Genomic DNA, 2,330 nt, shown 5'->3' on the forward strand with positions numbered 1-2,330 from the left:
TTAGTATGCAGTGGTCGGAAATTGGTTAATCAGTGAAGAATATGTTAGGATAGCTTCTGTGTTTTAATTTCTGGGAATTTTCTGTAGGGAATTAAAATAAATGGTTAACATAAGAATTATAGATATATGTCTCATGGATTTTTAGCCACTGGAATCATTCAATTTGGAGTTCATATGAGGTAGATATGGTCTGATTAGTATGCAGTGGTCGGAAATTGGTTAATCAGTGAAGAATATGTTAGGATAGCTTCTGTGTTTTAATTTCTGGGAATTTTCTGTAGGGAATTAAAATAAATGGTTAACATAAGAATTATAGATATATGTGTTATGGATTTTTAGCCACTGGAATCACTTAATTTGGAATTCGTATGAGGGAGTTATGGACAGATTAGTAGGTAGAGGTCAGAACCTACCCGAGAAGAAATAATCTGTACTTTTAGGGAGTCATATCACCTTGAGTTCTTAATATTTGGCTAATATGTTCAACATAATAGTTTTAGATAATTGTTTTATCTTTAAATTGACACCAAGATCACCTACATCGGAGTTAAATTGAGGGAGTTATGCTCTGATTAGTAAGAGAAGGTCAGATAGGATGAAAACTTGCATCAAGAAAATAAAGAAATAAAATTAATATTTAAAAAAGAAGAAGAATCTTATAAATAACTTGTATATACCATAGCCACTGCCGTTGTATGAACTTCTTACCATCTTAAGTGTGAAATTTTGATATGGAAATATTTTATAAAGTGATATTTGAAATAGTTATGTTCATGGCATGATTACCAATGTTATTTTTGGTAATAATTATATTTTGATGAACATACTTGTTATTAAAAGCATATGTTGACTATTATTGTGAAAAGAAAAGAAATGAGCACGGTCACATGGCAAATCCGTGTGGTGCACCAGTAGGGGACGCCCTACCAACGGTTATGATCATGTTAATAAGAAAAGAAAGAGAAAGTGGGCCATGTCGGGCGGAGCGAGAAAAGCCCGTACCGGAGAGTAGAAAATACTCACCCTGACCGGGGTAGCTTGATATGAGAATAATTTGATAGTCATCATATGTCATTCTGAAAATAGTTAATCTTATCATACATGTCATTATTATACGATTTTCATGTGCATAAATATAGTGCATTCATGTGACCAAAGATATTTACTGTAGTTTATACAGCTGAACATGATGTGATGAGCTATATTGATGATGATTTATTGTTGAACTTACTGGGATTTAATTCTCACTATATTTCCATATCATGTTCAGAAGAATAATCATGCAGATTTTCTCTATGGCACTGGTTTTTAGCATATGTTGGATCGAGTTACTCTATTTTGAGCTGATCTCAGTAATATATGTGGTGTCTATGGTCGAGTTGACTAAAATCCCGGTGAAGGTGCAACCACCCGCACCCGTATCTCCGGAACTGGTCAACAGGGATGAATAAGATGTAATTATATATGTGTTAGACTTTTGTATGGATGTTATTGATTAATGATATGTATGTAAACTCTGTATTGTATAAATTAAATAAATGTTATTTTGAGTTAAGTTGTAACGAGGTAATAACTTCATGGTATGTAAAAAAAAATTGTTACTTAAATGGAGTTGTTACATAATTGGTATCAGAGCAGGTCGATCCTAGATGGCCAGTGGGTGGATGGTTATCTGAATCGATCTTATAGTGTCTTGAGTATGTTTGTGGTTGTGCTGTGTAGGGATTAGTGAATTCATATAGGTAAGAAATTACTAGTGTTTCTTATCTACATGCCGAGGTGGTGTTATGACTGCTGTTAAATATTTTTGAACTAACTATTGGGCTTGATCACCTCAATAGCAGCATAATTTTGTTTTTGCCACAGTAGGAAATGGCACCACCAAGGAGGAATCCGGCAAACAATGCGGAGGAAACCCTGCACAACCTGGCCACGGCAATTCGAGACCAAGTCATGACCACTAATCAAATCCTACAATACCTCCAGAATGCTAATAACTCGAATAGGGTGAACGGTGCTAACAACCGGATGGCTGGAAATGATAACGGCATATCCGAGTTCTTGAGGACTAGTCCACCTTGTTTTCAAGGCGGTTTTGACCCGATTGTAGCTGAAAGATGGATAAGGGAGTTAGAGAAAATCTTTGAAGTGATGGGCTGTACTGAGGAGCAGCAAGTAATCTTTGCTGCATATATGCTAAAAGATGAAGCAGAATACTGGTGGCGTGGAGCTAGAGAACTTTTAGCTCACCAGGGAAGGCAGATCACTTGGCAGGTGTTCAAAGACACCTTTTTAGAAAAGTACTTTCCAAGTACTGTGAGGGCGGAGAA

1 protein-coding gene is annotated in these 2,330 nt (G+C 35.9%); it reads left to right on the forward strand.

The window, feature by feature from the left end; genetic code table 11:
- Nucleotides 1–1,872 precede the first annotated feature (1,872 nt).
- Nucleotides 1,873–2,330, forward strand: a 458-nt coding sequence (locus A5758_RS25595; RefSeq protein ID WP_156622490.1) for a hypothetical protein, incomplete at its 3' end; no start/stop codon positions are given.

This window comes from Mycobacterium sp. 852014-50255_SCH5639931 (assembly GCF_001665605.1).
GTDB lineage: Bacteria > Actinomycetota > Actinomycetes > Mycobacteriales > Mycobacteriaceae > Mycobacterium > Mycobacterium paraffinicum.